General features: G+C 52.9%; 8 protein-coding genes and 1 pseudogene. 2 read left to right on the top strand and 7 right to left on the bottom strand.

Annotation, left to right across the window (positions count from 1 at the left end; translation table 11 throughout):
- Positions 1-82: 82 nt before the first annotated feature.
- Together HOV93_RS15905 and HOV93_RS15900 are read right to left on the bottom strand one after the other, a co-directional pair.
- Positions 83-2203 (bottom strand): recombinase family protein, encoded by a 2121-nt coding sequence (locus HOV93_RS15905; protein ID WP_235990540.1) that lies wholly within the window; start codon positions 2201-2203, stop codon positions 83-85.
- A 219-nt stretch (positions 2204-2422) separates the two neighbouring features.
- Entirely contained in the window at positions 2423-4075 is a 1653-nt protein-coding gene (locus HOV93_RS15900; protein ID WP_207397512.1) for a recombinase family protein, read from the bottom strand.
- Between the two features lie 33 nt (positions 4076-4108).
- Here HOV93_RS15900 and HOV93_RS15895 point away from each other — a divergent pair.
- Positions 4109-4474 (top strand): annotated as a pseudogene (locus HOV93_RS15895) (transposase); the annotation flags it as partial.
- Positions 4475-4632: 158 nt separating this feature from the next.
- Here HOV93_RS15895 and HOV93_RS15890 read toward each other — a convergent pair.
- From HOV93_RS15890 to HOV93_RS15870, 5 genes are read right to left on the bottom strand one after another with little or no spacing between them, the layout of a single operon-like run.
- Complete coding sequence (locus HOV93_RS15890; protein WP_207397510.1) at positions 4633-6246, bottom strand: DHA2 family efflux MFS transporter permease subunit; 1614 nt, start codon at positions 6244-6246, stop codon at positions 4633-4635.
- Between the two features lie 59 nt (positions 6247-6305).
- Complete coding sequence (locus HOV93_RS15885; RefSeq protein ID WP_235990479.1) at positions 6306-7781, bottom strand: HlyD family secretion protein; 1476 nt, start codon at positions 7779-7781, stop codon at positions 6306-6308.
- Positions 7774-8397 carry a cytochrome b gene (locus HOV93_RS15880; RefSeq protein WP_207397509.1) on the bottom strand — a complete coding sequence of 208 codons (624 nt, stop codon included), beginning with the start codon at positions 8395-8397 and terminating at the stop codon, positions 7774-7776. Before HOV93_RS15880 ends, HOV93_RS15885 begins: the two co-directional genes overlap by 8 nt.
- Positions 8390-9508: a catalase family peroxidase gene (locus HOV93_RS15875; protein WP_207397508.1), complete on the bottom strand. Its 1119-nt coding sequence runs from the start codon at positions 9506-9508 to the stop codon at positions 8390-8392. The genes HOV93_RS15880 and HOV93_RS15875 overlap by 8 nt, the downstream gene beginning before the upstream one ends.
- 57 nt (positions 9509-9565) lie before the next feature.
- On the bottom strand, positions 9566-10747 hold the full coding sequence (locus tag HOV93_RS15870) for a cupin domain-containing protein (protein ID WP_207397507.1): 1182 nt from the start codon (positions 10745-10747) through the stop codon (positions 9566-9568).
- 362 nt (positions 10748-11109) lie between these two features.
- Between HOV93_RS15870 and fdhD the strand changes: the two genes are divergently transcribed.
- On the top strand, positions 11110-11958 hold the full coding sequence (fdhD, locus tag HOV93_RS15865; protein WP_207397506.1) for a formate dehydrogenase accessory sulfurtransferase FdhD: 849 nt from the start codon (positions 11110-11112) through the stop codon (positions 11956-11958).
- Positions 11959-12012: the final 54 nt, after the last annotated feature.

Here is a 12012-nt window from a genome sequence, read left to right as displayed (position 1 = left end):
TCAAAAGAGCATGGGCGAAGAAAAAGGCCAGCAAAGATGCCGGCCTAAGATTCGTCAATTAACTGTCAGCTTAGCGGCCGAGTTACGACTTTCGCTTTCGAGACTTGGAGCTCTTCTGCGAAAGCCGTTTGCGGCGATTCCGGCCATCGGGTACCGGCAAGTCATGTAGCTTGTGCCAATAGGCGACCGCACGCGTGAGCACGTTCCGGTCGACGCCTAGTTCGGCTGCAATCTCGTCAATCAAGAGATCGCTCTCATTCCATAGAGCAACAGCCTGATCAGCGATTTGTTGGTAAATGGGTGGCTCAAGGTGCTTCTTGGATAGTTTGGAACGACGTGTACGGCCATCTTCGACTGTCTCGCCGCGCGCATCCGCCGCACGCTTGATTAGCTTGCCAACCCGTCCGCGAGAACAACCCAAATTCTTGGCAATCTCAGCGTTCATCTTTCCTTCCTGGTAGAGCGCCCAGGCCACTTCCGAATCTTTCTCGTTCGGATCCGGCCGTCGATAATCGATGACGATCTCATGCTTATGGTCAACCGATCCAGTGGTGGCACCGGTAAGTCGCTCGACCAACAGATCGAGCAATCGCAGTTGAAATCGCCCTTGCAGCCAACCTCTGTGTGGCTGTTGCTCTCCCTGCTGATGCAACGAAATACGACCACCGGTAATTCGCTCAATAATCAATCGGGCCAGTGAACACTCCTCGACCGATCCGTTTGTGCCAGCTTGATGAAGCACACGATCCAACTCTTGGAGCATTTCAACCACATCCGTACGCGTCGGTAGGCTGATGACACGCTTCTTAGCGGCGGCCAGACGCTCAAGTTCCAATTGAACTTTCGTTCGTTCCGCGCGGAGTTCGCTTACAAACATTTGAGTGTGTTGTGCATCCTCTTCGCTTTCGCCAAGATTGCGAAGACTGAACTCAATACTACGCTTAAGCTTCTCATCTTGAGCGCGGAGTTGGTTCTCACGCCCCGGATCAGGCTTTTGGCTTGCCTCCAAATTGCGGACGCAAGCATCCATGATTTGATCAACTAGTCCTTCATCCGTACGCAAGAGCTCTGCCACTTTCTGGCACGTAAGTTCCATAGCAAGTTCCCGATTAAGTTGCGAGAACAGTGGCCGGTTGTCCTCGGGCATACGCTGGCAGGAAGGGCAGGCATGGAACTTCCCGTACCATCCGTGAACGTAGAGCGGGCGGTCGTGCTCAGGACACCAAAGCAAGCCGTTCAGCAGTTTTGGACGTGATTCTTCGTCACCGTCTTTAGACTTTCGCCCTCGGTTTCCACGGGCATTGGCTAGTCGCTCTTGCGCTGCCAACCAAAGTTCGTCAGATACAATCCGAAGCTCTTCAAGCTCAACCTCCTTCAGTGGTTGGCTTCGCGTTTTCTGCCGCACATAGTCGGCCTCTGGTTGGTAAACAGACTCTTTGGCACCATATTGCCATTGGCCGCGGTAACGGGAATTCTTCAAGATCCCTTTAACGCTCAGGCGAGTCCATTCTCCACTGGCACATCGAGGTGGCAATGGTACCTCCGGATCGTCGTTGAGCCGACGAATAATTTCGGTAATTGGAAGAGCATCATCAACGAACCACTGAAAAATCTGTTGCACAATGGGCGAAGTCACTTCGTCCAATACGATACGGCTACGTGGCTTCCCACGAGTGGTTAACTCATCTTCGAGCGGTTCACCTTTGTAGCCATAGGAAATAGTGCCGAAAACAAGCCGTTTCTCCAGGAGTCCCTCGTGAGCGGCATGGATGTTTTCCACATACATGCTCACGACAAACTGATCGATCATCGCCTGGGTCGCCAAGATCGTTTCCCAGCGTTTCTTGTCATCGGTGTCGACCCCCGACTTAATGAAGATGCAACGCATTCCCAAGCCCTTGTGGACTTGGTCAACAAAGGCCAGGGTTCGATACGTCTTTCGAAATAGTCGGCTTGTTGAGAACAGCAATAACACTTGTGCCTTTTTGGCTTTCAGTGCCGTTTCGAGGTCTATTAAGCCAGATCGCTTCTTCTTAACGCCGCTCACCGCCAAGTCGAAGAAAACCAAGTCGCGTGGGACATGAATCTTCAACTTCGCTGCTTCCTCCAGGATTGTCCTGACTTGATCCGTAATGGAGTCTTGAAAGCGTGTAGAAAATCTCGCATAAACTGCGCCAATTGAATTAGCGCTTTTGCGTGGCATAGCGGCGTGGTGCTCTGCTACAAGCTTATCGACCTCAAGGGACGTTTGGTCCCATTGTCGCTTACGTTGCCGCGCAATCTGCGACTTATCTTGTCGGCCAGTTCGACGAGTACGGGTGGCCTTATAGCCACCTGGGGGTAAGATCATCTCAAATCTCCAAGACCGGGAACCTTAAAAGCTCCGATGGAAGGAGATTTGAATCAGGACGTCGCATTTGCCTCACAGGTCCGATTCGTTCGTACTCGAAGTGAAGAACGTATCTGCTGTGAATTCAATGGTTTGCGACAAAACGCGTTGCAGCAATCCTGTTCCAATAAAGTCGTTATGAAATGTCAATCGCCGGTCACCCCGACTTCGATTTCCTAACGACGTATTCTCTTCAGTGGGGTAAGCACTTTCTAACTCGGGTTTCCGCCGAGGATTCCCGTTCCGATGATTCTTTCGTCGGCCCTTCACGAACTTTCGATTCGTAGGCCCCGAATAGATTTCAATGGGTGGTTCCGCGGCGCCGAACGTCACAACGCCGCCGGCAAGCTGATTGACGGTTCGCTTGCCCTGCTGGACTTCCTGGAATTGGACGAACAGCCGAACATTCGTCAGGTCGAACAACTGCCGAGGTAGTTCAAAGTCGTCCATCTTTGAGTCTGCGAGCTCAGTCAGATTCAAGACCAGCTCCAACGCTTTTTCGACTTCCGCAATATCCTGGGAGTCAACGGACGCTTTCGCTTTCAGCTCATTCATCTGACTCGCGAGATTCTTCTCCTGAGTCTTTAGCTCATCAAACTCAGAGGTCATTGCCTCAAACAGGTCCGGCCGGTCACCAGCGCGTGCCAAGGACTTCGTAACAGCCTTCAATTCCTCCTGAACTTCAAGCTGCTTCTTCTTAATCATAGCGATTCGCGAGTCGTCTTGACCTGTACCGGCCTCGCGATCGGCGATCCGCTTCAGCCGCTCACGAAGCTTCTGCCAAAGACCTGGTGCCAGCAGCCGCTGCCGAATGCAACTGAGCAAAAACGCAGTCGCTTCCGGTCCCTTGATGGTATTGTGTCGACACTGCTGACCGTGGCTCAAGTCGTACAAACCACACTTGTACCGAAAGGAACCGGTGTACGGCGCCCGATACATGAGCCAGCCACAGTCCATATCGTACACGCGACCGCCAAGGGGATTCATTTTGGGGTTTCGTGATCGAGGAATAGCCCTCTGAGTTGCTCCTCGCCGATCCAAATCTTGGATTAGCGCCTTGTGCGCCTCTGGATCGACAACGGGATCAAAGGTCCCCTGCCCTGTGACATGCAAGTCGCTGGGATTGCGAATTACTTTCGGCTGCTCATCCTCTCGGAAGTCTGTTTCTTCCAGTTCGCGAACGCCATCCGATGACAGCCGCAGTTGATCTCCCATCGAGCGGCGACCATAGGCGTTGATCGCCACAAGGAGAGGATTGCGGGCGATACCCGTAATCGTGGTGCCATTCCACTTTCCTGATACCATATGACGGACACCATTGTCGGTCCGAAACCGGCCCGAGTCAGGCGAAGGAATCCCTTCGTCGTTTAACATCCTGGCCACGCGATTAGCCGGATTGTTCTTCAGCAGCCCTAGGATGCGCCGCACCAGATCAATCTTGTTTTCATCTGGCTGCCAAACCACATGGCACCCTCGCATCCGTACTCGTTCTCCATCTTGCAAATGACGTACGAGTTCGCCTTGTTCAGTCACAAGGGAACGGCGAAAGCCAAATGATGGCCGACCTCCGGTCGAATATCCTCGTTCAGCGAGTCGAATCTGGGCCATGATGATCTTTCGCGCCAGATCACGACGGTCCGCTCCGGCTCGGTCAAAGTCGACTAACCCCAGCATCAACTGGGCCAAATCATGTCTTGCCCCCTTTTTGGTCGGCGGCACTACGTGATCAGTTGGCGGCTGTCGAACAGCCTGGACGTCGACTTCTGCGTGGAAGCGTTGGAAGATGCGTTTAAGCAAGGCAAGCCAGAGATTTTCAACACCGATCAAGGGAGCCAGTTCACCAGCCGCGAGTTCACGTCGGTCTTGCGTTCGCAAGACGTGGCGATCAGCATGGACAGCAAAGGTCGGGCGATCGACAACGTGATGATCGAGCGATTGTGGCGAACGGTCAAATACGAGGAAGTCTACCTCAAGGAATATGCGAATGGAGCCGATTGTTATCAAAGTCTGAGGGAGTACCTGGACTACTACGACCACCAGAGACGACATCAGTCACTCGGACGGAAAACCCCCTGGCAAGTCTACCGGCCTGACCGGTCAGAGCGAGCACAAAGCTCTATCTAAGAAATGTGGCCCCGTGGTCCGAATAATGGGGTCCACTTCAGGAATCCAGCTACGTCGATCGAATCTAAGTAAAACTGTCTATGCGTGAAACACAAGTGTTTTTTTGACGCTCTTCGATTCTATGACTCAGAAGTTACAGCATTTTGTTTCTGGGCCACAGATTTCTTCATAAGTAGAATTAGAGGAACCAAGGCCACGCCAAGGAGCGCGGCGAGCCAAAAGACGTCAAAGTACGCGAGTGAAGCGGCCTGCTGGAATCGCAGATCCGATAGGGATTGGAGTGCCATGTCATGAGCCACACTCGCTCCACTTCCGTTGTAGTGATATATGTCTTGCCCTACTGCCAGGAAGTCCACGACCTTTGGGTTAAGCGAGTCGAGGTTGTCATTCAATCGGGAACTATGGAATTGCTCGCGTCGCTGCACTAGAGTTTGAAACAGTGAAGTTCCCACGCTTCCTCCTTCATTTCTCAGCAAACTGATCAGCGCGATCGCAGATGGCCTCGATGCCTGCGGCGTGTAAAGTAGGGCAGCGACATTGATAGGACTGAAGATCAATCCAAGTCCAGCTGTAAGAACCAGCCGGGGCGCGATAAAGTCCCATGGTGACACATCCAAATTGAGCATCGCCATCCAGTAGTTGGATGCCGCTATTAAGAGCAGCCCAAGCATGATCGGCCAACGTGCGTCCATCCCTCTGCCCATTAAATACCCCATGATCACCAACATGGAAATCGATGAAATTCCACCAGGCGAGAGAATGTAGCCAGCGTGAAGCGCGTCGTAATTGAACAACTGTTGGAGCATCTGAGGTAAAGCGATGCTTGCCCCATACAGGACACCGAAGGCACAGAACAAGATGACACAGCTAGCTGCCAGATTGCGTTCTCGAACGACTCGCAGATCAATTAATGGGTCTTTAGTTCTTATTTCGCGTATTACGAAAGCGAAGACACCGATCACAATCAAGATCACCAATGTTTGAATTCGCCCAAACGGATCCCATAACCAGTCCCACTCCTGACCTTTGCTCAGCAGAATCTCCCAGCAGCTAACCGCTATTGCCAGAAGGCCTAGTCCAATCACGTCGAAGCGAAACGTCTGAGCGTTCGCCTTTTTCCGCTGTTCGACGAGATAGTCTGGATCTTGCACCAGAAAATAGGACGAGACAAACGCGAGTACTCCAATCGGAATGTTGATATAGAAGATCCATCGCCAGTCGTAGTTAACGACCAGCCAACCTCCCAGGGTCGGTCCTACGACAGGACCGGTTAGTGCTGCCATCCCGAAGACAGACATAGCGGCACCTTGTTTCTCACGAGGGAAACTATCAAGCAGTACGCCTTGGCTGCAGGGCTGCAGACCTCCACCGGCGAGTCCTTGTAACGCTCGGAAAAGGATGATCTCTGGCAAACTGGTCGCCATTCCACACAGCGCTGAAGCGATCGTAAATACCGCAATCGAAATCAAGAAGTAATTCCTTCGTCCCAATCGTATCGAGAGCCAACCACTCATCGTAAGTATTAGCGCGTTCGCTGCCAGATAACTGGTAATCACCCACTCGCTATCGGTCTCGGCGGCCGATAGCCCTCCAGCAATGTAACGCAAAGCGACGTTGGCGATCGTCGTATCAAGTAGTTCCATAAATGTGGGAACAACCACCGCGACGGCGACAATCCAAGGGTTAAATGCCGAGCGGGGAGCCGAGTCCAGATGAGCCGTCATAGTCGACATTTCGGAAAACCTTGCGGCAAAGTGCCTGGCGTGTGGGGCCGTGAAACCCAAATCATGCTTTACTCTTCGAGATTGCGATCGCTCGAAACAGGTACTCGGGCGACATCTTGGAGACGTTTATTGGCATTGGGGCCAGTCGCGGGCTGCTTGTAAAACACGTAAGGCTCTACCGAGAGCCCTGCATAGAGTGGCGCAGTATCCGGGTCGTAGTCCAGCACTTCGATACGCACAGGCAAACGCTGTACGATCTTGACGAAGTTTCCAGTAGCATTCTGAGCAGGCAACAGGGCCAGTGTTTGTCCTGTTCCCATACTGAAGCCAGAGATTCGTCCGTGAAATTTAGTTCTTCCGCCGTACATATCCACGTAGAAATCAACCGGTTGGCCAATTCGAAGATTGGTCAACTGCGTCTCCTTGAAGTTTGCGTTTATCCAAATCTCCTCCAATGATCGGACCGCCAGGATACCCTGCCCTGCATCGATATAGTTTCCCGGGTTTACGTTGCGACGGATAACGATGCCGTCGATTTCACTGACGATTGTGCAGTAGCTGAGATTCAACTCTGCCTGCTGAAGATTCCGTTGGGCCTGGAGCAGTTGAGCCTCTGCTTGCTTGATACCTGGATCGTTCTGTAGAAGTTGCTGATACAAGGTGTTCTCGTTGGAGTGTTCCTTGTAGTCGAACACCGCCTGGATCGCTTCGTTGGGCGTTTGGGTCCATGACCGAGGTTCGTATCCTAACTTCGCAAGCGACTGATAGAAGTTTGCCAATGCTTCCCTTACTAGTGAAAACGACTGATCGAGGTCTTCGGGAACGTCAAGCGAGTTCTCGGAGTTTCGCGGAAGCCCAAGATTCGTCCGTGTTTGCTGAATAACCTCGAATGCTTCTTCTACACGGCTCAGTGCTTCATCTCGTTCAGCAATATTGAGGTCCAGGCTCGTTTGCGAGACTGCACCAGTGGGGGCCAAGGCCGCGTTACGTTCGTAGTTTCGTCTGGCCAGCACCAAAGAGGCTTGCTCAACTTTCCAATGAGCAACGTTGGAATGAAGTTGCGCGATTTGATCACGAACCGATTCGATGGCATGCTGCAAGGCATAGCGTGCGGCTTGCACTTCCGCCAATCGGGCGTGTGCCTCGGCCTTGGCCTGGGCCAATGTAGTCTCGGCGGCTTGAACGTTTGCCAATTGAATATCGACTTGAACCTGGAATGGTACTCGATCAATTTCCGCGAGGATATCTCCCTTCGCTACCTGCATATTGTCATCAACATGCACCAGTGCAACTTGTCCCGAAACCCGGGGAGCAACCATGGTGACGTGTCCATCCACATAAGCATCATCCGTTGAGACCGTGTTCCATAGCAATAAGATTGTCGGGGTCATCCAAATAAGGAACGCCAGGCACATAGCCGCTGCCGATAGTCCCCAGGCCCACGCCGTCCAGGATCTCTTTGCGACCGGAATATCGTCGGCGACTGTGATCGCAGCTTGCGGCTGAATTTCATCTGAATCAAATGCCGCGGTATTGTTAGACATGGTTAACCTTCTGCGAAGGATCATTTTCAAGGATGGCAGAATCTGCTTTCAAGTCGATGGCTTTGAGTGGTCCTACACCGCGGACCGGGAGACTCAGCATGCGGAACAGCAATCCATCCCGATAGACGATCGTGTGGAGCATTACCGCGCCGAAGTGCGCCAAAACCATCGCGAAGAAAACATACGCCAACACCGTATGTGACGCATGGAGCACTGAGTACCACTTCAAATCATGAGGCAGGATAAACGGCAATGAAATCGATCCGAAGATGACAATCGGATACCTCGCCGCGGAAAGCATCCCCCAGCCGACCAACGGCATTACGATCATCAACGCATACATCGAGTATTCTGATAGCGCGGCGACCCGTCGTTCCCAACGCGGCATCTCGCTTGGCAGTTTCGGTGGAGGAAACCACAAGCGATTGGCTAACCGTAGCAAAGCCAGGAAAAGTACAAGAGTCCCGACGGAGCGATGCAGCCCGAACAGCCAGTAATAATTCGTCATGGATGTGACCATGATGACACCCACGAAGAGCATTAGCAGGATCAATACCGCCATGATCCAGTGAAGCCACTGTGAACTGGTAGCGAAACGAACTGTCGTATTATTCATCGCCAGACTCCTTATTGAGTGGCAATTCCGACTGCGAAGGCAGGGATCGCGTTTCTCCTGCTCGCCGCGTGAACGATTGGGAATAGATTGCAGAACGCGCGCTTAATAGCGGATCATTTGAAGGTGAGATGCCATCTGGCAACACAAGGGGGTCGAAGTTGATCTTGTCTGCCGAACTGTCTTGTTCCTGCTCGACGGCATTGATCACGATGACTCCCAAGTCAACCCTTTCCCGCGTTGAGTCCCAGGCAATCGATGCGTCATCGACTGGATCGTCCGGATGCCCAAGGATCACGATGAGATGCCAACGCAAGGGAGATTGATGGACCGCTCCGGCCAGATCGTGGAACAGGAAACTCAAGTCAACGTGCGTTTCACTTGTATCTGCGGCGCGAAACGGCTGCTCAGGGGTCACTATCCACCGAACAGGCACGGCGTGTCCTTCTCGATTGGTGAAGTAAAAAGTATTGAGTCCATGAAAGGTCGTATTCGCAAAGCCATCGCTTATTGGTGTCTTGCCAATGATCGGGTTGGCCGCCGCGGATTCTGGATGCTTTGCCGAGAACTCCTTCATGGCACTTGGAACTGGCTTACCGGTCTGAGGGTCCGGCCGTGAAGCGATTAGTAGTTCGTGAAAAGCCTCTGGCGTATCAACCGGGAACACGGGAAGACTGATCATCGCAGTACGCCACGTTTCGCCGTTGGTTGAAGTAAACTGCAGACCCAGGCCGCGGACTTCGCCAACCGAATCAGCTGCCTGTGGATTGCCGCCGGAAAGTGAGAATCGCCCTAAGAGCTCGACGCGTCCTGGCTTGAAGATCGATGCACGAGATAGCTTCTCGCCGTTGCCATTGCTCTCGAAGTATCCAGAGACTCCCACCCCTCTGGCATGGTTGCGCCGGTAGCCAGGATGGTTTCCAGAAACTTGCTCTAAAGTGTCCACAAATCGGCTCGGAGTCAGTGCCGAAGGGGTCAACCATCCTCCCGCATAAGCGAAGGTGGTACCACCAACAACGACCGCTAAGATGACCGCGCACATTCGCATGAGACGCCCCTCGTTGCTACCGTGCGGATGGCCGGTTTCTGTCAGTTGCTCATTGATTGTTTCCATGTGATTTTTCACTCCAACTTGGTTCTTGAAGAGATTCGTACCTTGACTCACCAGGCACTACGACTTGTCATTTCGATCTGCAATGAATACATCGCGTTTAGGGAACGATTCGAATAGCGCTGGTGACTTCGAGAAATTTGTCGCTAGTACGTCGACAGGGTTAGCGGCAATCCACTGAGAAAGGTCGATCGCCTCGTAGGTTCCGGTGTTAAAGCCAATCAGTATGCGGCAACCATCGCTACCGACATTTTCGATGGAGTGACCATATCCTTGTGGTATGTACGCGACGTCTCCTGCTTGCAGCGACTCCTCCCGGTATCGCCCGTGCGAGCCAAACATCGTGACCCGGATGTCCCCCTGGATAACGTATTGCCACTCATCGGCGTTGGGATGCCAGTGGAGTTCGCGAATTGCTCCGGGATCCAGGTCCAGGATTACCCCGGTTACCGTGGTTGAGATCGGGAAATTGCTCGAATCAACCCGCCACTCTCGCCCACCGGGAAATGTCCCATGGGGCTTCCCGTTCAGAAGTCGGAACTTATGTGTCTGCTGCGGCCGATGGTTTCCTTGCAACGGAGGCGAGGGTCGATTGGGGGGCGGCTTACCAAATGCAAAGTAGACCTCTTTTTTCGGAAAGTCATCAAATGAGGATGCCGGCACGCCGAAATTCTTGGCCAACAACTCTGCTGGAACATGTCCGAGCCAATCGGTAACGCTGAAGGTCCCGAACTCCGAAAAGTAACCATTGTCGAAGATCAGAATAAAATGGGCTGGTTCCTCGCCCAGACATTCCAGCATGTGGCCGTGACCTCGGGGGAAAAACCACACGTCGCCAGGTTCGAAGTCGTTGGTCTCGGAGTTACCGTTGGGCTGAACTACCGTTGTGCGAACTTGTCCTGACAGGACGAATGCCCATTCGGCGGCTGTCGCATGCCAGTGCAACTCCCGCATGGCCCCCGGCTGGAGTTTCATCGAAACCCCTGCGATTTCCTTAGAAATCGGAAGCTGTTCGACTGTCGCTTCTTTGCCAAAGCTCTGATCGATGACTTTCCCCTCGGACTTTTCCAAGGCAAACGTAAAGCGTGGAAGCTCCTTTCCCGAGAGAAGTGGATCAGGTACGTTGTTCATGAAAGACGTATCGCCACCTTCTGCCCGCGGTGAGCCTGCCAGGTACGACGTAGCCAGTGCCGCTACGGCCGCCGTTCCCCTCATGAAGTCTCGACGAAATAGGGGATTCATGTTCGCTCCTTAGAATGGGCGGATCGCTTGATAGCCCGGGTAAAATATGTCTTGCGTCAGCACGTCTCACTGCGCTGACAGGCACATAAGCAACCGCTGTACCCACGGCGAGAATTCCTTGCACGCTCGCAAAACGAGTCATATCCCGGCTTACTACGACCGTCTGTGATTTGGACCAAGGCACAAATCTTGACGGGCGGACCTAAAACTTGCCCACGCGATGCTCCCTCGCTTCGCTTCTGTCGCGGGTAGATGCCTCTATTACGTTTCTAAGGACACTTGTCACACGCTGGCACGGGTTTTGCCTATTGAGATGGCATCCGTACAAAATCGCAACTCTCAATCCATAGAAGGAATCGACAATGCCTTCTTCTCACTCTTCAGTCGTCGAACTCCCGGTCACGTTTGTATCGCAACAGGAGCGGACCCAAGATGACGACGAGGTTTGCATTGAGGAACCGCTTGAAATTCGCCTCGCGTTCATCTCCGATGGTCAAGTGTTTGAGAAACCGTTGGCCGTTACTATGAGAACGCCTGGGAGTGATCGCGACCTCGCAACCGGCTTTTTACTTTCTGAAGGAATCATCTATGCGAGAGCTGATCTTTCCAGCATAGAACAGCTACGACGCAATGTCGTTGTTGCCACACTGGCCCCCCACGCTCAGATCGATTGGCCGAAACTGCAACGCCACTCGTACGTTTCATCCAGTTGTGGCGTCTGTGGCAAGCGTTCGATAGCGGCCGTGTTTCAAACCGGTGTCCACCGATTAACGGAAGGGACTCCCAGACTTCGATCCGAGTTAATCCACCACCTCTCAAACACGCAACGCCGCCAGCAAACCACCTTTCACCGCACTGGAGGCTTGCATGCGGCAGCGTTGTTCGATCCTGAGGGCCGTCTTGTCGCGAACTTCGAGGACGTCGGCCGGCATAACGCATTGGACAAACTGATCGGTCGCCAGTTACTTGAGAACCGTCTTCCGCTGAACGATAAGTTGCTGCTTTTGAGTGGACGCGCATGTTTCGAGCTAATCCAAAAAGCGTCGATGGCAGGCATTCCAGTTGTCGCCTCCGTCGGTGCACCAACCAGCTTGGCGGTATCACTCGCTCGGGATATGGGAATCACCTTGCTGGGATTCGTCCGCGACAGCCGCTTCAACATTTACTCCGATTTCGGTCGTTTGATTGAAGGGACGGAAGAATCGGAATGACAAGCTTCCATGAACGCTAACGAGCGTCACGATTGTCCCGGTTTCATAGGTAAG

Source organism: Bremerella alba, from assembly GCF_013618625.1.
Classification (GTDB): Bacteria; Planctomycetota; Planctomycetia; order Pirellulales; family Pirellulaceae; genus Bremerella; species Bremerella alba.
The sequence above is the reverse complement of the archived record's forward strand: the minus strand, read 5'-3'. Positions and strand labels throughout refer to the sequence as shown.